Here is a 24,279-nt window from a genome sequence, read left to right on the forward strand (position 1 = left end):
GTGTTGGACCTGTTAACGCTGAATTCGTTCCATCCCGGTCGTCTGATTGCCGCTATCTGGCGAATTTGCTAGTATGCAATTCAGATGAAATCACGCCGCTATCCCGAACAAATCGCCTTGCTGCCGTATATCGGCAAGTGGACCTTCATCGCGGGTCTGATTGCTCTGCTGAGCGGCACAGCCTCCGCCTTCTTCCTGTTCTCCCTGGACCGCGCGACCGACTGGCGCCAAGCGCACCCGTGGATCATCTGGCTGCTGCCGCTGGCCGGCTTCGCGATCGGCTGGGTGTACCTGAAGCTGGGCAGCAGCGTCGAAGCGGGCAACAATCTGCTGATCGACGAAATCCACGACCCCAAGAGCGTCGTCCCGCTGCGCATGGCGCCGCTGGTGCTGATCGGCACCGTGATCTCGCACCTGTTCGGCGCCTCCGTCGGCCGCGAAGGCACCGCCGTGCAGATGGGCGGCACCCTGGCCGACCAGCTCACCCACGTATTCCGCCTGCGCCACGCCGAGCGGCGCATCCTGCTCATGGCCGGTATCAGCGCCGGTTTCGCCTCCGTGTTCGGCACGCCGCTGGCCGGCGCCATCTTCGGCCTGGAAGTGCTGGCCATCGGCCGCATGCGCTACGACGCGATCTATCCCTGCATGGTGGCCGCCATCGTCGCCGACCAGGTAGGCATGGCGTGGGGCGTGCACCACACGCACTACGCGATGAGCGGCATCGCGACGATCGGATTCTGGAGCGTGGCCGCCGTGCTGGTTGCCGGCATTGTGTTCGGGCTGACCGGCATGTTGTTTGCCAAAGCCACCCATGCCGCGTCGGCCTTCATGAAGCGCCATGTGGCGTATGCGCCGCTGCGTCCACTGATCGGCGGCGTTGTGGTTGCGCTGGCGGTGTGGCTGGTTGGTACGCGCTACATCGGCCTCGGGATTCCGGTGATGGTCGAAGCGTTCCAGCAGCCGCTGGCGCCGTGGGATTTCATCGGCAAGTTCGCCTTCACCGTGGCCTCCTTGGGCAGCGGCTTCAAGGGAGGCGAGGTGACGCCGCTGTTCTACATCGGCGCGACGCTGGGCAACGCGCTGGCGCCGTTGCTACATCTGCCGTTCCCCATGTTGGCGGGGCTGGGCTTCGTCGCCGTGTTCGCGGGCGCTGCCAACACCCCGCTGGCCTCGACCATCATGGCGATCGAATTATTCGGCCCGCAGATCGGGCCATACGCGGCGCTGGCCTGCGTGGTGGCCTATCTGTTCTCCGGCCATGCCGGCATCTACCGAGCGCAGAAGGTGGGCATGCTCAAGCACCGCCTCCCGCCGGTGGCGCGCGATCCGAAGCCGCCGGTGTGATGTGATGTTCGTCCCGCGCCAGATCGATAGGCGCGACGGCCGGCGCCGGATGCCATTGCTCTTTCGGGATCACATGCGGCACGGCCGGTTCCTGCGTGAAGTGCGGCGACGTGATCTGCACGCCGAACTCGTTGAACACATCGACGATGTGCTGGTGCAGCTGGTTCAGCACCTCCGCGCGACGGCGTGGCGTCTCCACCGTGGCATAGGCCACCAGCCGGTACTCGACGTAGAAGTCCGACAGCCCGATCTGCATGACGTAGGGTTTGGGCGTGGCGGCGATGTCCTCGGTGCGCGTGGCGGCCAGTTCCAGCATCGCATGCACCTGGCGCCATGGCGTGTCGTAGCCGATGGTGACGGTGGTGTCGAGTACATAGCCGGTGCCCGCGTGCGCTCGTGAATAATTCTTGGTGGTGTTGGACAGCACCCAGGCGTTGGGCATGGTGATCTCCTCACCTAGGCCGGTACGCAGGCGGGTTTCGAACATGCCCAGTTCGACCACCGTACCTTCCGATTCGCCGATGCGCACGTACTCGCCCTTGCGCAGCGAGCGCGCGTACATCAGGATCAAACCGCTGGCGCCCTGGCCGACTATGCTCGACGCGCCGATCGACACCATCAAGCCTACCAGCACGGACACTCCCTGGAACGCAGCCGTGTGCGCGCCGGGCAGGTAAGGGTAGGCCATCGCCAATGCGAACAACCAGATCACGACGTTGAAGATGCGGCGCGTGGGCGTGGCCGTGTCGCGGTCCAGCCAGGCGATTTGCAGCTCGCCGCTTTCCACGCGCTGGAAGACCGAGCCTGCGGTGAGCATCACCAGCCGCGCGATGGCGGCGATCACGCCCACCAGCACCAGGCCGGGCAGCGCTTCGATGACGCCCTGGGCGACGCTGGCGACGATGTCGATCAAGTAGTCTTGCAGGCGCTCGCCCCAGCTGCGCGAGTAGGGAATTTTGCCGAGCACGAAGGCCAGCCACAGATAGGTCGCCATCAGGCGCAGGCCCCAGATCAGCAGGTTGACCAGCTGGCGCATGAAGGCCACGTAGTGTTCGGCGTCGAGCACGCGAACGTTTTTCAGCTTGACCTGGCCGAGGCGGCGGCTGATCGCCTGCGTGGAGCGCTTGCCCACCCAGCGGTGCATCAGCCGCAGGCCGTGCAGAATCAGGCCGTATGTCAAGGTGGCCGCCGCGCACAGCGCCGCCGCGATCAGCAGGTAGCGCGGGCTGGCCTGTTCGCGGCGCTCCAGTAAAGCCTTGCCGAGCATCGCGGCGCTTTCGTTGGCCACGCTGTCGGTGGTGTCGCCGGCCAGCGGGTTGATGTCGGCCGGCGTGACGAGGAACAGCAGGGCGCCGTCCAGCGTCACCTGCGTGCCTTCGCTGATCGGATGTACGCCTGGTTGCTGTGCACCGTTGCGGGCCAGCGCGGCCTCCAGACGTTTGTGCGCGCCGTCGGCGCGGTCTTCCGGCGGATAGCCGGCCAGCGCGGAGCGGAACACGAAGATGGTGCGGTTGGCGAAGACCAGCTTGGCCACGGCGGGTGTGGTCGTCTGCGGAGTGGGGAGGGCGGAGGTGTCGGCGGCGGGGGCGAGGCCGCTGAACAGCATCAAGAGCATCGCGAAGAGCAGGCGGCGCAGAACGGTCATGACTTTCCTTGTGGCGTAGATATTAGCAATGATGCCATGTTATCGGATTCGACAGTTGCCGGTATGGCAGTTGTGGGCGGTTCATGGCATAATCACGGGCTCTGTCGCTCCGATGGTGAAATTGGTAGACACTGGAGACTTAAAATCTCCCGCCGCAAGGCGTGCCGGTTCGATTCCGGCTCGGAGCACCAGTCCGCTTTTTTGATAAAGATCATAAAACGCCATAAAGCCTTGTAAATCAGGGGTTTATGGCGTTTTTTGTTTGTGGGAAATCACACAAGTGTGCGCTTAAAACCGCTATTTTCGGATACGCTTTACGCATAATTTACGCACGATTTACGCAGTCATCAATATCATGGCGAGCATCAAGAAATCGGGGAGTGGCTGGCGCGCGCAGGTGGCGTTGGCTGGGGTGCGTCATTCCAAGACGTTTTCGACCAAGGCGGAAGCAGTGGCTTGGGCGGCGTCGCGCGAAACCCAGATTCGCTCAGGAGAGAACGCCGCACCAGCCGTCGTCAAAACGCTGGACGATGCCTTCGGTCGCTACTTGCGCGAGGTGTCGGTGCATAAGCGCGGCCATCGCATGGAGAGGCATAGGCTCGCAGCCATCGCCGATCATGTTATCGCGGGCCGGCGGCTCGGTGGTTTGCCTCTGGGCGAAGTCACATCCGACATACTTGGCCAGTGGCGTGACCAACGGCTTCGCGGTACCGCTGCCGCGAACTTCGCAGATAAGGTCCTGGGCGCTTCAGTGATTCGCGAACTCAATCTTCTGTCGCATGTGTTCACGACCGCGCGCCGTGAGTGGAAGTGGATCGCCAAAAGTCCGACCACCGACGTACGCAGGCCGAAAGGCTCGCCTCCGCGCGATCGTCGTATCAGCCAAGACGAAATTGAACGTCTCTGCTTGGCACTAGGATTCGACGAAGGTCCTGTAAGTACAAAGAGTGCTGCCGTCGCGGTTTCATTTCTATTTGCGATAGAGACAGCGATGCGCGCCGGTGAGATCTGCGGGTTGAAGCGCTGTGACATCAAAGGGAGCGTGGCTCACCTTCCTCGAACGAAGAACGGCACCAAGCGTGACGTGCCTTTGTCCAGCCGTGCGCTGGATCTGATCGCGTTGATGCCATCCGGTGACACGCTGTTCGGCATCAGCGCTGCGAGTCTGGACGCCTTGTTCCGCAAGGCGAAGGGGCGATGCCAGATCGAAGACTTGAAATTCCATGATACCCGGCACGAGGCGATCACGCGACTCGCAAAAAAACTAAACGTGCTTGAATTGGCGAGGGTCGTCGGGCACCGCGACTTGAACGAGCTTCAGACTTACTACAATGAGACTGCCGAAGAGCTGTCTAAGAAGCTGCAGTAATTTGATCCAGGTTTCGGCATTTGCACTGCGCACCGTGGCATCATCGAAGGGCATTGGCGGACGCTGAAGCCCTAGGTTTTTTTGGGACGGGAGTTTCGCTCAAATGTACCGCTATCGATTATTGTCGACGGGCGTGCAAATTGGACCGTTGAGACCATCCTCAGATCGAGCGAAGACTGTACGTCGGTTGACCGGTGGCCTCGGACGGATTCCATGCTTCAATTTCTATAATGTTTTTTGCATGTAATTGGCAGAAGATTGATGTGGGTTATATCTCTGCTAGATAGCTGGCCTCATCATGTGTGAAATGACCGCGCGAAGTTCTGCGCGAAGCCATAACATAGGTAGACAAATCATGAATGACACGGAATTTGTCGAGCGGCTGGCTGAAGCCTTGGCTGGGTACGTGCGGCCGGCAATCCCATTGTCCGTTGATCTATGGGACATCACAATGATCGCTCGGTACCTCAAGCGTGATCCACAAGTTGTGCGCGAGCGGATGGCTTGTCTTCCTGGCTTTCCTAAGGCGATACGCTTACCAACTAAATCGGGGAGGGCACAGCCACTTTACAACGCGAGGGAGGTGATCGAATGGGTTCAAAGCTACAAAGAGCCCAACTGATTGTCAAAGGGATGCGCGTTACCCAATGTGAATGGCGGCAGCAGCCCATCGGTGCAGACTTGCTGCCTTCAGAACCCAGTCATCGACATGCGGAGGCTCGGCTCGCTGGGTTTCGCTGACGTGACTGTCTGGGACAAGCAGAATCTGCTGTAGACCGATACTGTTTAACCAAAATCTAGTTCTCTATTTGGACCTTGAGCGACATCTCCCCATATACGATTCGGCAGTGGATGCCTGCTGAAAAAAACCAAGTGATACAGAGGGCGATTTCTGTCGCCGCGAACTAAGGGCATCCTTTTGCTAATTGTAAATCCAAGGTTTGTAATTAGAGAGCACCAGTAGTCAAAGAATGCCTCATCAGCATCCCCACGTACGAATGCAGCGGGATCAATGTGGTTACGCCATCCAGGAGCAGTCATATCGAACCGCTTTCGGTCCTCATTGAATTCCATAAAGATATTTCTACGCAAGTCCATGGTGCTGAAATGCACGGCGATATCTATATGCTTTAGTGTGGCAAGCTTTTCTATAATGTTAAATGAGAGATACTGAAGATTGTACGGATCGAGGTAAGCGAGACAAAGAGCGTTTTGAGGAACAACTTTGACAGCAGAATGGACCGTAGCGTCTGCGGGGCCGTTGAACACGCGCACCGGAGCTGAGACGGCCCGCAGACGATCTCCGCAGGCCCTCGCTCGGTCGTGGTCAATATCGCCTATAAAACACTCGGTAAACGCGGCTCCGCCAAGTTGTGAGTGCTGCCACGCTACCAGCGCACCACCATATCGGGTGATTGACTCGCCCTTTACTTGAATACGTCCAGGCCCGCAAAACAAATCTAGAAATACCCGTTGTGGAAATTTCTTTCGTGCCTGTCGAGTACCTTCAATGTACTTTGCCAAAAATGTATGTTTCATCTCCGGCACCCAGATACCCACGCCTTCTCCGGTGCGGCCCCGTTCGATTGCCAGCGCGGGGAAGGGGTCGATATCGTGTGCAAGCGAAAAGGCCATTATTTTGTCTCGAATGATAATGGAAATAGACTGGTTTGACGGCTGCGTTCAATTATGTCGGTATCGCTCATGTACCTGGCGTAATTCTTTGGTTTTCCCTCGCTGGATGTGACAAGTAGATCTTTCTCGCCAATCAAAACTTCTAGGACGTCCTTATACATGCTGGATGTAGCAGGCGATGTGTTACATGTAGACGCGTATAGGTCGCCTATAGTAGTCGGTTGGTTTTTCGAAAAAATGTGATCGGCGAGTTGTTGAAGGAGCGCTCTATTGGATTGTTTGAGAGCGACGTCGTCGAATTGGAACCCTCCGGTAAACTCTTGGCGAAATCCCATGGTATGTGGGGCAAGCATGTTTAGGCCGGCGCCACCGTAGTGAATGAAATGGTTCTGATGTTGCCAATGTACCTGCTTCATCACGTCTTGTGCGCGATGATGTTGCGAAAGGTGAACCAACCAATATTCGCCATGGCCACTGCCTTTTCCTCGTATGAAGAAAGGAGTAAAGAATTTGGCTCCGCAGTCCCTGACTAACGCCTGGTACAGCGCTCCTTGAATAAGCCTACGCCAGTCTGCGTCGCTGTGCTTCAACTCCTCAATTGTTCGCCCTCGCAACTCAGACCGGATATCGATTGCTAGCTTGGCGCTCACTTGGTCCGTGAACTCGTCATTGGTATATGTGGCAAAGGATGATACATGGAAGGTTAGGACAACTTCGCTGTTCGGAAGCGAAGCAAATAAGGACTGAATAAGCGGGGCAGGAACGTCCTTGTATCCATACTGATCAAGGAAGAAAAGTGCTTTCCCCGCTCTAGGAGTATGTTTCTTGACTAGAGCAATGACTGACGGTGACGCCACACCAAATTCTTCACGAATTAAGTGGATCGAGGTACCGATTGCTGCGCCGTATCCTTTATCAACTAGGACTTTGCTTAAAAATTTGATAGCGCTTTCATCTTTGTCGATAAAGACGAATTTGACATCGAGATTCAAAGGTTTTGTGCGGTCCAGATTTACTCGAATTTTTGCCTCTTCTACAGCATCGAGCATTCGCAGCGGCGATCCCAACGCTTCTCGCCCCGTACCACGAATGGTGTACAGACCGCCTCCGCAAAAACCATCTACCAAAGTAATTCGGAAGAGTTCTCTTCCTCTAGCATTGAGTGTCCGTTGTTCGAAGTAGCGGCAAAGATAGCCGACCAGGACATCATGCTTTGTTAAGCTATGAGCATCCAGCTCTGCGGGACCGTTCGCCCAATCGTAATGCTTCTTTGCCAAGGGAGCCTTTCAATCGTAAGGGATTTCGTTACGCCCTGCGCATTTTCGGGAGTTGATCCCAATGCTTGCCGCCCAGTGAACGCCCTGCTTTACCCTTTCCTACAGCAGCGAGTGTAATCGCCTCACCTCTATGCTGCACTATGTGGATTACTGTCCTTCGAGTGACCGCATCCCCAGCCAATTCAATCGGTGCCCAATGCCCCCATTGTTTAAAATGGAACGGAACTCGGGCGGCACTGCATTGCTTGCGAAGATCATCTGGCCAATGTGGTTCCATTGGCCGAGCGCCGTGCCCTGACTCTCCTCCGGCTATAACCCAATCTACCCTTGTTCCCAGAGGTCCCTTTCGAAGAAAATTGCTTATGTCGATCGGCCCTAGAAGCGGTTCGCACGATAAAAACCGAACGGACGGCGAAGTAAATTCTAATAGATACTTAATTCGTTTATTGACCGACGCTTGATTTTCTACCGTTGCACCCAGCCATACATTAGAAGGAAATTGAAACCCCTTCGGCAACTGTTTTTTTACCAAATGGATTCGCTTGGTAAGCAACAACCAATCCAGATGAGGAGTGTTTTTTATCAAATCAAATAAACGTAACCGATGTGATATCAGGTCTGGACGATTCTCGAACACATCTGCCATTGATGCACAAAATACGCGGCGCCGAACACCTTGGGCTTTGGCCTCAGCGTCCCATTTCAGGGGCTCCTTCCAGTGCGCTTCGCTGAAAAAGCGCCGATCGGATTTCGGTCCCCACACGTCCTCGCCTAGTCGTTTCGCCCAAGTCTCAGCGTAGCAGTGGTCGCAAGCAGCTGACACCTTGACGCAACCCCACCAAGGGTTAAAGGTGTGATGCGTCCATTCAATTGATGTCTCTTTACCCATGCTCAGCCCGCCTTAGGATGAATTTTAATTATACTGTGTCTTCATCCAGTGGCAAGTTGGCAATTTAGTTTGCTGTACGCTGTAAGTTGGAATGTCTGCGAAGTGACTTTATCTCGAATGACTGCGTCGTTGGCTGCGCCAGCGCTCAGGCAAACTTTCTGTCGCCATACCTTGTCGTCCGCGCTATGATTGCTGAAAGTAACGACTTCACTATTATCCTGCTGCAACGGAAGGAATCACAGATGGCCGCTGTTCGATGCGTACTGTTCGATCTAGACAATACCTTGGCCCCGACAGAACGGATCCGCGACATTCGAGAGTCCCACGACTATGATGCGTTGACGCAGGAAGTTCTCGCGCCGATCAAGCCCTACAAGCAAGTCCAGCAACTGCTAGAGAAACTTACCACGCAAGGGGTAAAGCTTGGGATTGTGACGAATTCAGGCCGGAAGTATGCGAGCGTCTTGCTCGATCATTTGGGCATCGGGCAGTACTTTTCCACCGTCGTGACCTACACAGACGTTAAAGCGGCCGGTGCCAAACCATCTCCGACCGGACTCAAGCTCGCCCTTGAGCGGCTGGGGGTGCCAGCAAACAAGGACGTGCTGTATGTCGGCGACACAAATGAGGACATTGAGGCTGCGTACGCTGCAGGTGTCACTCCAATCCTGGCCTCTTGGGCCTCGAAGAAAGGTACTTCACTTGCGCCGGCCATAGAGCTTTCGTCCACGATGCTCTCAGATCATTTTTCCGACCCGTCGGAATACAGACTCTTCGCCGAGCGCTGTGCTGAGCTCGGTACTGCAGCCTTCAAACGGAACGGTGTTTACTTCCTGCCGCTGGATGACGACGGCAACGTCGTAACCATGGAGGACGAGCTCTCCACCTTCTGTCTGGGCCGTTACTTCGGGCAGAAGTCAGAGGTCTCAGCCGTGCTCCACGATTCTCACGCGCTGTCGAAGGAGATCATCAAAAAGGACGAGACGCCAAACTACGAACTTCCGGGTTACGTGAGTGAGATGGTCGCGCACGTGATTAAGGCCGGTGGTGAATCGCGCTTCGGGGGCGGAAAACCCTTCGACATCGTCACCGTCATCCCAGCCAAAGGTGGTAAGCATCCTCGCTTAGAAAACCTGCTTGCGAAAGTCCAGGCTATCTGTGTTGACACTGCGAAGCCGGTATTTGTTCCCGACTTGTTCCAGTATTCTGCCGACGCGCGCAGCCAGAAAACCCTGGGCCGGAATGAGAGGCACATGGAAGCCTCTCGTTCGCTGCATATCAATGTCCGCGCGGCATCTGTCATCGAGGGCAAGCGCGTCCTAGTAATCGATGATGTCATCACCACTGGCTCCACCATGGCTCGGGCACGCGAGCTCGTGACGGAGCACGGTGCTGAAGCGGCGTTCGGGGTCGCTCTAGCGAAAACGGTTAGCGTGGCTGCTCACGAAAAGGACTGCCCTTCATGCGGCCGGTCGATGCTCATTAAGAAGCATCCGACGACAAAGGTGCGTTTTTGGGGATGCAGCGGATTTCGGGACGAAGCGTCCCTATGCAAGCACACCGAGCCGTTCTACAAGAAACCATGCCCCAAATGCGGCCGAGACATGGTCGTCAAACCGAATAGCCGTACCGGCGTACCGTTCTGGGGCTGCACAGGATACAGAGAGACGCCGCAGTGTAGTCACGCAGAAAACTTCACTCTGGAGAAAAACTGAATACTTTTTGAGTGCAGCCAGAGAGGTCCGGCCGGTTATGCGGTGGCAAGATCACTGTTCTTCGTCATAGGTCTCCGCAGCTGCTGAACGGACCGGAGCATTAACAAGGTTGGGGGAGGAATATATTGTGCAGTATGATGATGGTATGTCAAATCCGAGGCCCATTGGCACGCCTTCTCAATGTGCGATGCTAACTGTGCTCGACCTTGCCGTCTTCGATCCACAAGTAGAGCAGCTTTTATGATTTCATCTTTCACCTATAAACTCCTTGTTGCCGGTAAATTGCCGGGTGTCGGTAGGAAGACTTTGCGCGATCTCTCTTCTGACCGCATGTTCTTTGAACTGGAACTGGAGGAGTTGGCTGAAAATTTCCCTGAACTGAAGGCGCTTCGCAAGGGGACGGCTGCTTGGAGCGATGCCAAAGGAGCGGCTGATCGTGATGTTGAATTGGCCGAAAAGAATGGGCATTTCATCTTGTCGGCGCTCGATTCCAAGTATCCCAAGTTGCTGGCCAATGTTGCAGATCGTCCAGAGATTATCTTCGTTCGAGGCGATCCAGCGCGTTTCACCCACAGATCCGTTGCGGTGGTTGGCACTCGTGAGCCGACTCGCCACGGCATCGTCACAGCGGCGAGAATTACAGCGCATTTTGTCGCAGACCAGTGGCAGATCGTGAGCGGATTAGCACTTGGCATAGATACGATTGCGCATCAATGTACGCTGGAGAACAAAGGGAGCACAGTTGCGGTACTCGCGCACGGCTTGGACACCGTCTATCCCAAAGAAAACAAGCTCTTAGCAGAGCAGATCGTTGAAGCTGGTGGCATTTTGCTGAGCGAATATGCTTACAATTCCAGGACCTTCCCATCGAATTTTGTGGAGCGCGACCGTATTCAGGCGGCACTTGCCACTTGCGTTGTCATGGTCCAATCTGACGAGCAGGGCGGTAGTTGGCACGCCAGTCGTGCAGCCCTGCGTTATGGCCGTTTTTTAGTTGTGCCGCGTCCAACGGACGAAGACCAGGCCGCGCGCGAACCCAAGATTCGAGGAAACCTGAAGATCATTCAGAGCAGCACTACCGAAAGCAGTAAGTTTCTTAAATGCCGCCCAGAAGATATTAACCGCGTGGTCGTGCTAGAAGGCCGTAATGACTATGAACTGTTGGCTTGCCAGCTTGCCTCTGTGCTTCCGCTTGGTGTGAAGCCAAGTGTCCTCGAGCAAACTGCTTAGTCGCGCTCAAACCTCGCCGATGGTCTGGGTTAGCGCGAGGCAAATTACCGAGTTAGCCCCCGCCGCTTTCAGCTTTTTATCGGCGTAAAACAGCGAGGCGCCGCTGGTCACAACATCGTCCAGCACGACAACTGTTTTGCCGCGGATTTGCTCAGGATTTGCAACGCGAAGAAAATCTCTGGCGTTCTCGAAGCGCTGCAATCCTTTTAGATGTTCGCCGTGATGGGAGAGGGCGCCAATGTCGTAGACTAGCGCCGCAGGCGCGAATTCGTAGTCTCCTGCGCCGATGTGTTGATACTCAGCCTGTACTTGCTGTAGTAGAAGCTCCAAGCGGGGAGGACGGTTAGGTTTGCGCGGTATGCAAGTGAACACGAGCGGAGTGAATCCGAAAACCACGGCAGGCAGTTCGCGTGCAAGTTTGCCTACAGCCTGCAGAATGGCTATGACCCAGGCAGTTGGAAACCGCGATGCATTTTTATGATCGTGAATTTGTTGCGTTGGCAAATGCCAAGCTCGGCGCTCAGCAATGATTTTGTACTCTGCAAACAGTCGGCCGAGTGTATACACTGAGACACTGGGAGATCGGCCGTTAGGCAATCTTTCGTCCGGATGGTTGCAAAAATGGTTAATCTTTGGACTGCGGACATTGCCGAATTGAGCCCCAGCTACTGCGAGTTCAAAAGCCGGCAAACGGTCGTTTGGGTTGTCTATTGCATCGCGCAACGATTCGAGCGTCTTCACTTGGGCATCTGGTAGCAAGTTCGCAGCTTTGAAGCGCTCAGTGCCGGGTTGCTGAGGCCAACAAGCGGTGTACAAGATGACTCTGATACCTGAGCGGTAAGCGGCAGTGACGTCTTTAATGCTGTCGCCGATGAGGACAATGGAATCGCGATTCCAATTAGGGTCGCACCCTGCACGCTCGAACGCCTGGTATAGTCCTTCGGGATCTGGCTTGGTGCGCGCGACGTTCTCATAGCCGACAACGGCGTCCCATGCAAATTGCGGATAAAAGTAATCAAGTAGTGTTAGCGCGTAAGAGACTGGTGAGGTCGTAACGACAGCGAACTTGGCATGAGGTTTCTCGGCCTTCAGCTCTAGCAGGAATTGCTGGGGAATACTTGGTTGCAGACCTGCCAACATAATGCTAGCTCGCAAGGCATGAGAGTATTCTTGAGTGTTTTTTCCGACGTTGGCGGCACCCCGGAAATGTTCGAGCATCCCAGTCGCCGCCAACGTGTCGTCTAGATCGAAGATAAGGAAGTTATACATAGCATCTGCTCCTGTCAGCTCAACGGTGTGTCCCTACTCAGCTAAGTCCACGCCGTCCTGCCATAAATGAATGAGAAGAAGTCTCTTAATCATTGATGGGAAATTCCATCTATTGGTAACAACTGGGCATTTAAGAGCGGCAACAACAGCGCCTTATGGTTTCGTTGCCGGCGCTAGCTTCGATTTATCTTCAACTTTGATGCGACGAAATACAACACCGCAATTCATGCCAAGCGTGTTTCGAATGAACCGATGGCTATGCATTAGTTCATAGCGCGCCATAAATGGTAGATCTTTCAGTTCGATATCGTTCTCCGTGAGAAGACAAAATACAATACTGTAATCCTTAGGATGAAAGTCACGTTTGATCGGTACGATATCAAGGAAGGGTTTTGCCGATGGTAGGCCTAGCGTATTTTCTATAGCTGTGCGTAATCCAATGCGAGTTTGTTCATCAGTCAAAAAAGCTTCGCCATAGAACCGCCCCTGCAGGAAGAGGTGACTGACTGAGCTAGAACTATTTTGGAACCGTTTAACTTGGATCAGCTCGCAATCTTTGTGAAGCAGATCGCACACTTCATATATGCGCTTGCCACCAATTTTGATTTTTCCTTTGTCCAGCAGAAAGAGATCGGAACTAGCAAGTTTGGCCCGCGCATTAAAAATGTGCTCTTGATTCTTGTTTTCCTTCGCATTCCAGATATTGACGTCATGCGGTAGGTAGGCACAGCCGCCAGTTGCCACTGTTGGAATATATGCGTCGATTTCATCTTGTAGTGTTTTGGATACTTTTTTCCACTGACCATTGCTAAGTATAAAGGTATCGCCGTTATAGGACCCTTCTGCAACGATGCAGCGATATGCGCTCCAAGAGCGCGTGACTAGGTTCGTATCGACGTTCCAGAGCTTCACCCGCATCGTTTTTATACTGTCAATAGAAGCCTTTGCTTGGAAATTTCTCTTCCTTGAATCGATCAGATCGCTAAGCGTTAAATCCTCAAAACGAGATTCTTCTTGTCCGAAAGAAAAGTCACAAGTGGCATAGTCCACTACTTCTGGAGGTGCTAGGTGAGCAGTGCTGAAGTTTCTTTTGGAGATCGACTTAAACAGTTGAGCATCCAGGGCATCGATAATTGCGGTATCGGTTTCGTAGTGAAATTTTGCGTAGCCTGGAAAGGAAGTTTCAAATTTTGTTAGTTTGTAAGCAGCTGCTAATGCGCGGACACGATCGATTAAGTTATCCCATTTAACGGAGCTGTCTTTGCTGGCTTTGATTGCGATGCTTTCTTTTCCAGTGAATGACTGGATAAATTCGTATCCGGTACCAGATGCCCCGGCTATAACCTGAAGAAACTCCTTTTCATCATCGATGTCGAAGACTGAAAAAGAGCTGCCGGCACTTATCTGGCGCTCGGACTGAGTGGAAACCTCGGCATGGCGCGTGCTCTGAACACGTTTGAGCTTGTCCTCGTCACAGATATTCATTGCCACCCGGATACCGAAGTCACGCACTACTTGGTCAGGAAGAATATGGCTCTCCCCTGCAAGTCCGAAGACAATGGCATAAAACTCGCTGGTACCGTTTTCTGTAATTTTGACTGCAAGAATTGCTGACGGGAACTTATTCTCAGACTTGAACGTGAACCGTTCAGCAACTGGTAGGCCGTCGTTCAAGAAAACCAGCCACGGAATCTTGTCATGGGTTTTCGGATCGCTTTCATGGCTCTTGAATGCGGTAACGACTTCGACGGTATAAGTCGATCCCGCCGGTACCGCTAGAGCGACATGTTTGGGTTTTTTTTCGCGTAAAAAATCTGAAAAACTGGAAATGTGTTGCTTTATTTTAAATATGGTTATCTTATCAATTGACATGGCTTTGCCATAAAGAATTTAAATTTCCATTTTGCATATTTTTTTTGTCAAAAAACTAGCAAATTGTCACAATCTTGGGATGTTGAGATAATATGCGAGTGGTTAGCAATCGCAGTTGTCCCTATTGTCGTTTTTGATCGCATTTTTTCCTGGACAGCTTATAATTTCTAAGGTTCACTATGGATGAACCACCTCTGACGCGACGGGAGTTCGGAGGTGTACGTGGAAATCCAACTGCTGAAGAAGCATGGGTTAAGCCTACGGCAGATCGCTGCCGAGGTGGGCTGCGCGGTAAACACGGTGCGTCGGCAACTGGCCTTGGAGGCCGCGCCGAAGTATGAACGCAAGGTGGTACGCCCGACAAAGCTAGCGCAGTTTGAGCAGTACCTGCGGGATCGGCAGCAGGCCGCTCAGCCCGATGTGATTCCCGCGACGGTGCTGTACCGCGAGATCGCGGCACGTGGCTACCAAGGCGGTATGAGCCAGTTGCGCGCCTTCATGCGTAGCTGCGGTCAGCACCGCCGACCGACCCAGTGGTGCGCTTCGTTTTGTGCGTAAATTGGCGAGACATCACTACTGCAAGGAGGGGGGGGGCGGATATGGATGACGACAGCATCAAGGAAGTGGCGAAGGCTACAAGCGAACTCGCTAAAGTCGGCAGCAAGATTGTCGATGCAACCACTGGGGCAGGTGCAGCCTTTGCTAAATTTTTTGGTGGCCCTATCAATGAAGTGTCGGGAATGATCACCGATCGCCTGCAATACGTTAGGTGGGAGCGTCAAATACGCTTGTACGAGCGCGCAATGGATTTTATGAATGAGCGTGGACTGCGTGCACCGACGAGGCAAATTCCCTTGAAATTAGCTATCCCTCTGCTAGAAGCGGCCACGCTTGAAGAGGACAACTCTCTTCAGGATGTATGGGCACGGATGCTTGTGAACGCCACGGATGTAGATCATGCGGGAGAGCTGACCAGATCGTTTATTGTAATGTTGGAACAACTCACCTCCCTCGAAGTACAAATTCTTAAGTGCCTATATTCTGTTAAGCTTGGCGACGATACAGAGGCGGCTTGGTTGACTACAGACCTGCCTAATTCCACTACCGCAAGTCACCAGGCTACTATTGATTGGAACAACACCCAAGATCCTAGTCCCGAGGTTTGCCTTGGGATAGCGAACCTTCAGCGGCTTGGATGTCTGAGGGTGACAGAAACGTTGGGGGGGATCCCCATTTTTCGGCTGGTCAGCCCGACGATTCTGGGAGAGCACCTTTACTCATTGTGCCTGGATGTGCGCTGAAGGGAAATTGCGGTGTGTACCGCTTGCACTTATGACCGAGACCTGCTCGCGTCTTGGCTGACTGAGCAGGATAATATGACTTACCAAGAGCTCATGCCCTTATATTTTTCGACTTATATGAGCTGACTTGGTATTTGCCAACGATGATTAAGCAGCTTCCCAAAAGCGCCAGCATTTTGCGTACGCTACCGAATGACGTCGCTTGTCCTTTGTTCAGATTTTCCCTGCTTTGGGACAAATCTTCGGAGCGGATAACGGCGCGAGCAATACTCTATTCTAACTCTTCGCTGTACTTTTTACGATCCTGCAATTCGTCCGTCGCTAGAATCACGCCAAGGTCCTTAATTGCATAGATAGTTCTCCATTGGATTTCTCTCTGAGCGAGTAGCTCTCCTTCAGTGGAGTTTTTGTCGAACCAGTCGTTCACTTGAGCTTACCACATTGCGGCACCGAGCAAGAGCGACAATCCTACTATTTCTAATCGTAGACCGGTAATTTCCATATTGGACCAAAAGAATTTCGGCAATCGCATTCGTATCGCCCATGTTAAATTGCAAATTGTATATGCGAACCGCATGCTTGGCAATTTTCCTCTGGAGGCTTTGACTTTGAGACGTTGTGGCGGCTGCATTGACAGTGCTTGCCATGAGGTGCAAATCATCCCTACTCATAACGGCGGCAATGCAGGAAGATCTGTCCTAGCCTCTCAACCCAGCAACTGTCCAAATGAGAAATTCTTTTGTATAAAATAAAATTACAATGAGAGCACACATCTAGGTATACCACAAAACCTAACTTCGGAGCCTGAAATTATGCCGTTCGCAAACATAGCCTTAAAACTGCTCATCGCAACAGTTGGTATATTAACTGCCGCTTCAAGTAGCTTTGCTGGCGTAACAGCAACCTATACGGGTAGCGCCTTTACTTCTGGTCAAACAGGATACGGCCTAATGACAGCATCGGTCACTTTTGTCGATGGATTTCAGCCAAAATTTGTATGGAGCAATTGGACCGATATACAGTCACTAACTATTGGTATTGCCAACGGACCCAGCTTATCGTACCAGTCACCGTCGTCGAATAGTGGAATAGCGCAATTCTCATTCAATAGTTCGGGTGAAATTGATAGATGGTGGGTCGGCCTTGGTTTTTATCCATCGCCATATACCGTTTATTCTGGCACCGACTTTACTACTTATCGAAATGGCGCCGACGGCCCTGCTGCGTGGGACTTCGCAATTTTGCCAGGTCAAGGAAATGCCGCTTGGAATTCTGTATCTACTGGCACTTGGACGCAAAGTGCGTTGCTTATACCTTCCGCTGTACCGCAGCCTGTGTCATATGCAATGTTGCTGGCAGGTCTTGGTCTTATTGGCGCCCTTTGCAAAGCGCCGAGATGCAAAGAAGTTTGATTGTCGCGAGTGACGATAAGCAGGTGCTGAAACAGACGTTGGGGGCAAATTGTTGAGCGCCCGTAAGGGGGCAAGAGCGGCCGCGACCGTGCCATATTGTCGGGCGGCATTACGCAGAATTTACGCAACCTAACCCATTGCCTGTATAGACGCGGCCGGTTCGGTGCCGGTACCCTGCACCCTGACCCACTGCGCGTGTGATCCTTGCGGTTGTAGCATTAGGTTCAACCCATGCGGCTATCGCAGTGGCGGCATTTCAGGCGGTGAGCCGGGGATCCACTAGCTCTTTGGCTTATGGTCGGAGGAGGCGCTTCGCGGCCATCATCGATCTGCACAGTGGGGAGGACTCCACATTGTTGCCACAGTTGGCGTGCGGGCCAAAGTTGGGGTGTAGCCGCGACTGGAAGCGAATCCCTTCGAAGGACGCTGGATCCAGGGTCCAGCCCAAGGGTGGCAGATTGAGCGCCTGCAGGGCGCTCGCCGCTTGTGAACGCTGCTGCAGCTCAGCGAACCAGCTATCGGGTTTATTGGGGCGCGGCGTTGGCCTGAAGCCTCGTCCCAGTTCATGATAGGTCAGCTCCCAGGTGATCACTTGCTCGGAGGGGAGGCGGCGCCGTATCAGACGCTCGTAGGTCGAGGAGTGGCCGGAACGGGCTCCCTCCAACACATAGCCAGGCGCGGCGAGTTCGGCGATCAGACGGCCATTGTCGAAGCGGGTCCCTTCGTTAAACGGCATGTCTTCGCTGGGGTTGCTTTTTACAATGATGACGAACACATTTTCGAGTCCGCGTTTGGAGGCCACTAGCTCGTCTAAGATGTCGTGGATGGAGGCGAGACCGGAGTTGTCGGCGTAGCCGCCATCGGCGATGGTAATGGGGAAATAGCCGGGGCGGCATTTTAATGCGGAGGCATTTAACTTCGGCGCAGCAGGTGGCTGATCTGCGCAGGATTGCACGACGGGACTGATGAAGGCGAAGCGGGCACTGTCCGACACTGCGGTTGCCACCGTTGTGTTCGGATCAAGGTGCGCGGCGCCCGGGAATTTGGCGTCGATGCTGCTATACACTGCACGTTGTCCGTCGCTGGCTGCCGTGGTATTCAGGATCACCATGGGCATCTGTCCAGGCTTAGCGGCGAAGTCGCCTACCGAATGGGCAAATACCCGTGGGTCGGGAATTCGGGTGCCGTTGTCGGGGAATGTCTTTTCCCATTGAGCTTGCCAGGACGCTGATAAGACATCGGCGCGGCGCGAATGTCCTGTCACGATGGGAGTAGCCGCAGGTAGCAGGTCGTGGGTCAGCAGGGTGTTGGCCAGGGGGCTGACGAAATCGCCAGAATAAAAGCGCGCTAATTGCGGGAGGCGTGGCTCATCGCCGAGGGGTTTCATGGGATTAGCACTTTCTGCTCTGCTGCCATCGTTGCGGGCGCCCAACCAAGTCACGGCACCCAGCGCGCCGCCGGAGACGCCGCTAACTGCGAGTACGCGTTGGCCGAATAATCCATTACTGAGGTCGTCTGCAGTGGTGAATGCCAGCGCAGCATGCGCGGCCGCCCGCAAGCCGCCTCCCGATGCCGCCAATAGAATAATCGGGCCGTGATCAACGAGCCGCTCGCCGCGCGCTGCGGTCCAAGCATCGATAAAGGCATTGAATCCCTGTTCGCGGTTCCAAGCGCCGATTTGTTGGCTCCTTCTTTCGCCGTCCACCTCATATGTAGGATCGAGTAGCCAAATACTGTATGCCGCATAGCCGAGTGTGAACAGCACAAATACTCTGCGAGCAATCATTGCCCCCTCCCCCTGAAGCAGTTTCGCGGTGGCGATCATCAGGCCGGCGGCGGCACAGAGCGTATTCAACGCTAGCATGTCGTTGGGGAACACGCCGGCCGCCGATAGCGGAATCCCCCAGAGCAGCACGGCCCAGGGGACGCGGCATTTGGTCTCATGCGTGCGTGGTCGGCGGATGGCGATGGTCGCGATAAATGAAGGAAGGAGCCACCACAATGCCAGCATGACAGCGTGGTAGTCGAAGTGATGGTCGCCCGGCATCCGCCATGGCAGTGCGGCACCGACAAAGATGAATGCGATCAAGTTGCTGCCTAGGAGGATATTGGATGCGATCAGACTCGCCAGCCATCGAGGAAATCCAAGCTTGCTCTTCAGGTTAGGACGCAAATGTAAGAGCACCAGTACTGCACCACCGACGATAAATGCTACATTCTCCCGTCCATGCAACACGGCAACTTGGGAGGTGAGGATGGCAGTAAAGAGCAAGACCGCGCCGGTTTTATCGTGTTTGCTCAGCAAAACCATTGTTACGCCTGAGCCTATCAGGCCCAAAATCGGGAAGGGGAACCAGCCATAAATTTTGGGATGAAGAAATAGCGGTGCCAGGATCAGGCTGTGGGAAACCAGGACAACGACGAGCCGTTGCGTCCAGGCTTCGCTCCGACCGTAGGGGGAACGAAGGGCCGTCACCGTTTGTGGTTTCAAAAAAGACGCCAGCGTTAATATTACGCCGCAGCAGAGCGACCACCAAAGTATCAGGGTGCCATCACCGCTGTAGAATCCCGCTCCATCGTAGGATTCCGCGGGTATCCGCCAGCCCGCAGTCATGGACCGTGAAAGAGTCACCATTTGCCCTGGCAGGTAAATCGCCATGAGTAGGGCAGCCAAGATGGTCAAAGGAGCGAAGAGGCGGGCCTCGCCGAGCAGGATGTGTTTTATATACCCCAGGCCGTTCGATGCGATAGGTAGACTGAGGGTACCCTTTGATGCCGGACGTGCGCAAGCGTCGCCGCTGGTGTCCGATGAAGGGGGCAGGCTGGGATTAGGTGCTGGACGCGGCATGGAAATCTCAATATGAATTCTTTGTGGCAACATTCTACAAGTTCGGAGTGTTGCTTGCCATCAATATTTCCTTGTCGGCCCGCATGCCAGAACTCGACCGCATCACCAACGTCCGCTTTAAGCCCGTTTAGGTCGCGCCCAGAGGCACCGCCGCAGCAGTCATTAAGATGACTAGGCGTTCGTGCTTGCATGTCGTCATCTTAGCGACTACTTTGATTAGGTCGAAGTAAACGCAGTTGCCCATTTCTTCTGGGCGAGATCAATATGACGACCATCAGCCAGGCGTCTGGTTCGGAAGTGATACGTGCTGCCGCCTATGTCCGAATGTCGACCAGCACGCAAGCGCTGTCCCCGAAATTGCAGGAAGCCTACTTGCGTCGGTACGCCCATGAGCGCAGCATGGAAGTCGTGCGCGTCTATATAGACGATGGCAAGAGCGGCCTAGTGCTTGCCGGCCGCGCGGGCATGCAGCAGTTGCTCACAGATGTCGCGGGCGGATGCGCGGGCTTCACCGTCCTGCTTATTTATGATGTCAGCCGCTGGGGGCGATATCAGAATGTCGATGAAGCGGGCTTTTATGAATATCTGTGCCGGCGGGCCGGTATTCGTGTGCTGTATTGCGTCGAACAATTCGTCAACGATGGCGAGCCCTTGTCGCAGTTGATGAAAAGCTTCAAACGTACGATGGCGGCGGAATACAGCCGCGAATTGTCAGCAAAGGTGTTTGCCGCGCAAAAGCGCTTGTCACTGCAGGGCTACAAGCAGGGCGGTGGAGTCACCTATGGTATGCGCAGGGTGGCGGTGAGGGCTGACGGAAAAGTCGGGCGGGATTTGCCTCCGGGAGAGCTGAAGCCGCGACGTACCGACCGGGTACGGCTGTTGCCGGGTAGCGATGAAGAACAGGCGACGATACGGCGCATCTTTCAATTGTATAACCATGAAGGATGGACCGCGGCGGCCATCAAACGCTTGCTGAATGCGGAGGGCGTTTCATGCGGCGGCGGCTCGTGGACAGATCATCGGGTCTTTTCCGTGCTGAGTGGCCCTCAATACTGGGGGACGCAGGCGTACTACCGCACCAGCCGGAAATTGCGGACGCCGTGCTTGCACAACCCCCGTTCCCAGTGGATCTGCTGTGAGCACGCGCTCCCGTCCCTGGTGCCTCAAACCGAAGGCGAACTGGCCCAGCGTGTGCGGGCCATGCGCACGGGGCAGGACAGGACTGCTGTGCTGGATGTAATCGCTCAGGTCCATGGCGAACATGGCAGGGTAAGTTATCCATTGCTGGCCGAAGTGCCCGGCATGCCGGGGTGGCGCAGACTTTCCAAGATGTTTGGATCGCTGGCAGACGCTTGCCGTGCCGCCGGTATCGAGCGTCCCTCTGTGCACGGTTTCCGCATGTCCATCCACGCGCGTAACGCGATGCTCGCCACAATGCGGGATCAGGTGCTGCAGATGGCGGCCGCCGCCGGCGGGTCTGCGGTTGTGCTGCAATCGAACCATAATTTGCTGCGCTTGAACGATACGTTGATCGTGCGTGTGGCCGTAGCGTGCTGCCGCCTGAGCGTTGTCCGTGCACGGTGGCGGATCCAGGTCCATGCCGCCGAGCCCGCCGATTTCGTTGTTGCCGGTCTGCTCGATACGCAGAACAAGACGGTCGAACGCTGGGCACTGATCTCGACGCGGGATGAGCGGCGTTCCGTCGTTTCCTTCGGCAGCGGACGCTACGCCAAGAGCCGTGGTTTGCTGTTCCCGACCCTGGCGTCGCTGTTCGGTTTGTCTCCCCTGCCGTGAATACACACACCGTGCATAAGGCGGCCGGCCTGCGTGGCTTGAGTGCGGCGGCCTACGTCCGGATGTCGACCGATATGCAGGACCAGTCGATCGCCGAACAACTGGACTATATTGACCGCTATGCCAGCTCGGTGGAATGTACTGTGGTGAAGGTCTATCGTGACGAGGGGCGGAGCGGGTTAACGGCGCTGCGGCGCCCGGGCCTGCAGCAGATGTTGGCGGATATCGCTCGAGGAAGCCCCGGGTTCGAGCTGGTGCTGGTGTATGACGTCAGTCGCTGGGGACGGTTTCTGGACATCGATGAAAGCGCTTACTACGAATATCTGTGCCGGCGTCACGGCATACGTATCGTCTATTGCGCGGAACCTTTCGGCCAGAACGATACGCCGATGCAGCATCTGTTCAAGGACCTCAAGCGCATCATGGCAGCCGAGCATAGCCGCGAGCTGTCGCAGAAGGTATTTGACGCGCATGCGTACCTGCTCACTCAAGGGTACAAGCCTGGCGGCGCTGCCGGTTTTGGATTGCGCCGGCTTTGCCTGCGTGCGGACGGCAGCCGGCGATGCACACTGGAACCGGGAGAACGCAAAGCGCACCCGACCGACCGGGTGGTATTGACGCCAGGCCCCGATGACGAAGTAGCCACCGTCAGACTGATTTACAGCATGTACTGCCGGGAGGGGTTGACTTGCCGGGAATCGGCACGGCGCTTGAATGCCCAAGGACTGCACGCGGGGGCGGGAAAACTGTGGACCGATAGCCGCGTGCGCGCCATCCTCACCAACGAAAAGTACTGCGGCAACCTGGTGTACAACCGCATCTCCGAGCGTCTTGGCGGCCGTCGTCGGCTCAATCCTGCTGTCGATTGGCTGCGCCGCGCTGGGGCGCATATAGGTATCGTCAGTGCCGTTGAATTTGCCGAGGCACGCAAGCAGCGACAGCTGCGGCAAGGGCGGGACGTCGCGGCGATGCTTGAGAAGCTGCGCGAGATCTATGCCCGCAGAGGCTACTTGTGCCGCCGCTTGACCGACTCCGAGCCGGGCATTCCACATTCGGAGACGATCAAAAAACTATTCGGGAGCGTGCACCAAGCCTATCAAGCCGCACTTGGCCTAGACATCAACCGCATGCCGAAAGAAACACATCAGGCGAGGTTTGCGAGGAGGGTGGCGGAACTGCGGGATCAGGTATGGGACTGCATCCAGCGCGCCGGGCATGGCGTTCAGTTGAGCTCGCAACGGCACGTTCTGGTGGTGGACGGGGCGCTCACACTTCGCATCTCCGTCAGGAGTATCTGCTGTAACGGTGGCTGTCTGGGATGGTTCGCGCCCGCGCGGTCGTCTGGAACCGACTTTGTTCTATGCGCTCTGCAAACCATCAATGAAGATCGCTTCAACCATTACGTCCTGCTCTCCACGGCCAATGCGGCGCAAGTTCAAAGGTGGATACCGGCGAAGTCACCGGAACGCTGCGGATTGTGGCTGTCCGCGTCGCTGGAGGCGTTTTTCGGGCTTGGCGCTGGCGATGCCGAACCCTAGCCGGAGCGGGCGACACCTATTGCCGGTTGTCGCCGATTCGGTCGATGAGCTGTTGCAGGCGCAGCCTATCTTCGTCGCGGGCCATGGTGCCTGTCAACTCCGACCACAGGCGCATCGCGCCCTGCGCCATACCATGCTGACCCTGCGCCGCCAAGGTGGTGATGGTCGCGATGGCGCCGGTCGTGACCCACTCGTAGATTTCCGTGTGCGACTGCCGCCGCTGTGATCCCACCACTTCCAGGTCGCCGGCGGCGTAGCCTTCTCGATGTGTTACGCCGTCGACTTCCCATGCGCAGACGATGGCGTCCGGAATTCCTTGCCAGTGAGCGTGCGAACCGAAATTGTCCGCCACCACTTGCATGCCACGGCCTTGGCCACGCAGCTGAACGATGTCGCCTTCTTCCGGTCGTTTCGTGTTCATTGAATTCGCCTTCAAAATCCGAAATCCAGGTTGGCCGCTGGTGGTGCAGTGAGCGCAGGCTCCGTCTTTGTTTTTTTCTCGCGTGTAGCTCGCGGCGAAGGCCAGGCTGTCATCAGCTCGGGCGGGTAGTGACGGAAGAACGTACGCGCGAAATCGGGATTTCTGCAGTTTAGCCAGTCGTCCCATTCCGACCGGGGCACGATCACCAGCGACCGTTTCTCTTCACCTGGCTTGTGAAAGCGCTGCATCAGAGGGTGGCCGTCGGCGTTGATGGTCAGCTGGGTAAATGATGTCTGTGGTCCGGCTGCGCCGTCCCATTCTCGCCACAGTCCCGCTACGGCGAACATGGCCTTGTCCGCCATGGCGATGCTCCACCATTCAGACTTGCCTGTTTCGTAACATGGCTCGTCGAAGGAGATCGCCGGCACCAGACAAAGCTGTTGTTGTTTCCATGCGCGCGAAAACGAGCGCCGTTCGGCCAGGGTTTCGGACCGTGCGTTCATGGTGTCGTACTTCTTGACTCCTTTCGGAATGCGGTCCTGCGGCACCATGCCATAGCTGGCAAGCAATCCTTCCCGTCCGCCGTCGGCCGCGCGCCGTACGATGGGCGCGGCATAGTCCTTGAACGTGTTGTCTTTCCAGAAACCGGTATCGTGCAAGGTGATAATCACGCCCATGACGGCGTCGAGCATTGCGGGGTCGGGCGGACGGAAGTTGACG

At 55.4% G+C, this 24,279-nt stretch carries 17 protein-coding genes, 1 tRNA gene and 1 pseudogene; 10 read left to right on the forward strand and 9 right to left on the reverse strand.

Translation table 11 applies throughout. From position 1 onward, the window contains the following. Window positions 1-84 precede the first annotated feature (84 nt). On the forward strand, window positions 85-1,344 hold the full coding sequence (locus DUGA2_RS24840) for a voltage-gated chloride channel family protein (RefSeq protein ID WP_070272098.1): 1,260 nt from the start codon (window positions 85-87) through the stop codon (window positions 1,342-1,344). On the opposite strand, the gene DUGA2_RS24845 is transcribed toward DUGA2_RS24840, so the two are convergent. Then, window positions 1,295-2,989, reverse strand: a complete 1,695-nt coding sequence (locus DUGA2_RS24845; RefSeq protein ID WP_070272099.1) for a mechanosensitive ion channel family protein — start codon at window positions 2,987-2,989, stop codon at window positions 1,295-1,297. The genes DUGA2_RS24840 and DUGA2_RS24845 overlap by 50 nt on opposite strands. 106 nt (window positions 2,990-3,095) lie before the next feature. Here DUGA2_RS24845 and DUGA2_RS24850 point away from each other — a divergent pair. Both DUGA2_RS24850 and DUGA2_RS24855 read left to right on the forward strand, forming a co-directional pair. Further along, a tRNA-Leu gene (locus tag DUGA2_RS24850) sits at window positions 3,096-3,180 on the forward strand. 164 nt (window positions 3,181-3,344) lie between these two features. Then, complete coding sequence (locus DUGA2_RS24855) at window positions 3,345-4,358, forward strand: site-specific integrase (protein WP_070272100.1); 1,014 nt, start codon at window positions 3,345-3,347, stop codon at window positions 4,356-4,358. 786 nt (window positions 4,359-5,144) lie between these two features. Here DUGA2_RS24855 and DUGA2_RS32900 read toward each other — a convergent pair. From DUGA2_RS32900 to DUGA2_RS32905, 3 genes are read right to left on the reverse strand one after another with little or no spacing between them, the layout of a single operon-like run. Then, window positions 5,145-5,993 (reverse strand): three-Cys-motif partner protein TcmP, encoded by an 849-nt coding sequence (locus tag DUGA2_RS32900; RefSeq protein WP_071658971.1) that lies wholly within the window; start codon window positions 5,991-5,993, stop codon window positions 5,145-5,147. Next, window positions 5,993-7,270, reverse strand: a complete 1,278-nt coding sequence (locus DUGA2_RS24860; protein ID WP_070272101.1) for a three-Cys-motif partner protein TcmP — start codon at window positions 7,268-7,270, stop codon at window positions 5,993-5,995. The genes DUGA2_RS32900 and DUGA2_RS24860 overlap by 1 nt, the downstream gene beginning before the upstream one ends. Window positions 7,271-7,298: 28 nt before the next feature. Continuing rightward, the gene (locus tag DUGA2_RS32905; RefSeq protein ID WP_071658972.1) at window positions 7,299-8,159 is read right to left on the reverse strand and encodes a DUF5131 family protein; all 861 of its coding nucleotides are present in this window, start codon (window positions 8,157-8,159) and stop codon (window positions 7,299-7,301) included. Window positions 8,160-8,401: 242 nt separating this feature from the next. Between DUGA2_RS32905 and DUGA2_RS24865 the strand changes: the two genes are divergently transcribed. Next, on the forward strand, window positions 8,402-9,874 hold the full coding sequence (locus tag DUGA2_RS24865; RefSeq protein ID WP_070272152.1) for an HAD-IA family hydrolase: 1,473 nt from the start codon (window positions 8,402-8,404) through the stop codon (window positions 9,872-9,874). Between the two features lie 240 nt (window positions 9,875-10,114). Further along, window positions 10,115-11,104, forward strand: coding sequence for a DNA-processing protein DprA (locus DUGA2_RS24870; protein WP_070272102.1), 990 nt, complete (start codon window positions 10,115-10,117; stop codon window positions 11,102-11,104). Between the two features lie 6 nt (window positions 11,105-11,110). Here DUGA2_RS24870 and DUGA2_RS24875 read toward each other — a convergent pair whose 3' ends face one another. Both DUGA2_RS24875 and DUGA2_RS32910 read right to left on the reverse strand, forming a co-directional pair. Further along, a complete protein-coding gene (locus tag DUGA2_RS24875; protein ID WP_070272103.1) occupies window positions 11,111-12,373 on the reverse strand; it encodes an HAD family hydrolase in 1,263 nt (420 codons plus the stop codon). Between the two features lie 153 nt (window positions 12,374-12,526). Continuing rightward, window positions 12,527-14,245, reverse strand: a complete 1,719-nt coding sequence (locus DUGA2_RS32910) for a DUF6119 family protein (RefSeq protein WP_071658973.1) — start codon at window positions 14,243-14,245, stop codon at window positions 12,527-12,529. 222 nt (window positions 14,246-14,467) lie between these two features. On the opposite strand from DUGA2_RS32910, the pseudogene DUGA2_RS33195 reads away from it, so the two are divergent. The 3 genes and pseudogenes from DUGA2_RS33195 to DUGA2_RS33770 form a co-directional block, all read left to right on the forward strand. Further along, a pseudogene (locus DUGA2_RS33195) lies at window positions 14,468-14,790 on the forward strand (IS21 family transposase); the annotation flags it as partial. 54 nt (window positions 14,791-14,844) lie between these two features. Next, the gene (locus DUGA2_RS33765; protein WP_070272107.1) at window positions 14,845-15,546 is read left to right on the forward strand and encodes an Abi-alpha family protein; all 702 of its coding nucleotides are present in this window, start codon (window positions 14,845-14,847) and stop codon (window positions 15,544-15,546) included. An 812-nt stretch (window positions 15,547-16,358) separates the two neighbouring features. Beyond that, a complete protein-coding gene (locus DUGA2_RS33770; RefSeq protein ID WP_141753372.1) occupies window positions 16,359-16,958 on the forward strand; it encodes a hypothetical protein in 600 nt (199 codons plus the stop codon). Window positions 16,959-17,250: 292 nt separating this feature from the next. Here the strand turns inward: DUGA2_RS33770 and DUGA2_RS24900 are convergent, their stop codons facing one another. After that, the gene (locus tag DUGA2_RS24900) at window positions 17,251-19,806 is read right to left on the reverse strand and encodes a hypothetical protein (protein ID WP_141753373.1); all 2,556 of its coding nucleotides are present in this window, start codon (window positions 19,804-19,806) and stop codon (window positions 17,251-17,253) included. A 264-nt stretch (window positions 19,807-20,070) separates the two neighbouring features. Between DUGA2_RS24900 and DUGA2_RS24905 the strand changes: the two genes are divergently transcribed. Next, window positions 20,071-21,600 (forward strand): recombinase family protein, encoded by a 1,530-nt coding sequence (locus DUGA2_RS24905; RefSeq protein ID WP_083296458.1) that lies wholly within the window; start codon window positions 20,071-20,073, stop codon window positions 21,598-21,600. Next, window positions 21,597-23,138 carry a recombinase family protein gene (locus tag DUGA2_RS24910; protein WP_070272110.1) on the forward strand — a complete coding sequence of 514 codons (1,542 nt, stop codon included), beginning with the start codon at window positions 21,597-21,599 and terminating at the stop codon, window positions 23,136-23,138. The genes DUGA2_RS24905 and DUGA2_RS24910 overlap by 4 nt, the downstream gene beginning before the upstream one ends. Before the next feature lie 16 nt (window positions 23,139-23,154). Here DUGA2_RS24910 and DUGA2_RS24915 read toward each other — a convergent pair whose 3' ends face one another. Together DUGA2_RS24915 and DUGA2_RS24920 are read right to left on the reverse strand one after the other, a co-directional pair. Further along, on the reverse strand, window positions 23,155-23,559 hold the full coding sequence (locus DUGA2_RS24915; protein WP_070272111.1) for a hypothetical protein: 405 nt from the start codon (window positions 23,557-23,559) through the stop codon (window positions 23,155-23,157). An 11-nt stretch (window positions 23,560-23,570) separates the two neighbouring features. After that, window positions 23,571-24,251, reverse strand: coding sequence for an SOS response-associated peptidase (locus DUGA2_RS24920; protein ID WP_229212429.1), 681 nt, complete (start codon window positions 24,249-24,251; stop codon window positions 23,571-23,573). Window positions 24,252-24,279 lie beyond the last annotated feature (28 nt).

Source organism: Duganella sp. HH101 (genome assembly GCF_001758795.1).
GTDB lineage: Bacteria > Pseudomonadota > Gammaproteobacteria > Burkholderiales > Burkholderiaceae_D > Rugamonas > Rugamonas rivuli.

Bases quoted from the DNA above. Each gene is read 5' to 3' on its own strand.
- DUGA2_RS24865 (WP_070272152.1), top strand. From the start codon at position 8,402: ATGGCCGCTGTTCGATGCGTACTGTTCGATCTAGACAATACCTTGGCC.
- DUGA2_RS32910 (WP_071658973.1), bottom strand. From the start codon at position 14,245: ATGTCAATTGATAAGATAACCATATTTAAAATAAAGCAACACATTTCC.
- DUGA2_RS33770 (WP_141753372.1), top strand. From the start codon at position 16,359: ATGCCGTTCGCAAACATAGCCTTAAAACTGCTCATCGCAACAGTTGGT.
- DUGA2_RS24900 (WP_141753373.1), bottom strand. From the start codon at position 19,806: ATGCCGCGTCCAGCACCTAATCCCAGCCTGCCCCCTTCATCGGACACC.
- DUGA2_RS24855 (WP_070272100.1), top strand. From the start codon at position 3,345: ATGGCGAGCATCAAGAAATCGGGGAGTGGCTGGCGCGCGCAGGTGGCG.
- DUGA2_RS24915 (WP_070272111.1), bottom strand. From the start codon at position 23,559: ATGAACACGAAACGACCGGAAGAAGGCGACATCGTTCAGCTGCGTGGC.
- DUGA2_RS33765 (WP_070272107.1), top strand. From the start codon at position 14,845: ATGGATGACGACAGCATCAAGGAAGTGGCGAAGGCTACAAGCGAACTC.
- DUGA2_RS24870 (WP_070272102.1), top strand. From the start codon at position 10,115: ATGATTTCATCTTTCACCTATAAACTCCTTGTTGCCGGTAAATTGCCG.
- DUGA2_RS24920 (WP_229212429.1), bottom strand. From the start codon at position 24,251: ATGCTCGACGCCGTCATGGGCGTGATTATCACCTTGCACGATACCGGT.
- DUGA2_RS24875 (WP_070272103.1), bottom strand. From the start codon at position 12,373: ATGTATAACTTCCTTATCTTCGATCTAGACGACACGTTGGCGGCGACT.
- DUGA2_RS24905 (WP_083296458.1), top strand. From the start codon at position 20,071: ATGACGACCATCAGCCAGGCGTCTGGTTCGGAAGTGATACGTGCTGCC.
- DUGA2_RS24845 (WP_070272099.1), bottom strand. From the start codon at position 2,989: ATGACCGTTCTGCGCCGCCTGCTCTTCGCGATGCTCTTGATGCTGTTC.
- DUGA2_RS32905 (WP_071658972.1), bottom strand. From the start codon at position 8,159: ATGGGTAAAGAGACATCAATTGAATGGACGCATCACACCTTTAACCCT.
- DUGA2_RS32900 (WP_071658971.1), bottom strand. From the start codon at position 5,993: ATGGCCTTTTCGCTTGCACACGATATCGACCCCTTCCCCGCGCTGGCA.
- DUGA2_RS24840 (WP_070272098.1), top strand. From the start codon at position 85: ATGAAATCACGCCGCTATCCCGAACAAATCGCCTTGCTGCCGTATATC.